This window comes from Streptomyces sp. ADMS, from assembly GCF_033441795.1.
Taxonomy (GTDB): Bacteria; Actinomycetota; Actinomycetes; order Streptomycetales; family Streptomycetaceae; genus Streptomyces.
In genome coordinates, this window is sequence record NZ_JAVFVX010000678.1 from 1 (window position 1) to 208 (window position 208).

A 208-nucleotide genomic window follows, 5' to 3' on the forward strand; every position below is an offset into this window, starting at 1 on the left:
ACATCGTGCTGCACCTGCCCGGCCGCACCCCGTTCGCGGTGTCCGAGGACGAGTTTTTGGCGCTGCTGGACCTCGACCCGGCGCTGCGCACAACGCCCCTGGGCACTCCCGTCCTGTTCCTGACCTCCGGTCCCGGGGCCCTGAGGGCGGAGGTGGTGCAGCGGTTCGCCGAGCGCACCGGCCGTCCCGCCTTCAGCTACAGCGCGCC

Annotated in this window: 1 protein-coding gene; it reads left to right on the top strand. The window is 72.6% G+C overall.

Annotation, left to right across the window (positions count from 1 at the left end; all coding sequences use genetic code 11):
• Positions 1 to 208 (top strand): hypothetical protein (locus RB628_RS42460; RefSeq protein ID WP_318325887.1); only part of this gene is annotated, 208 nt, incomplete at both ends.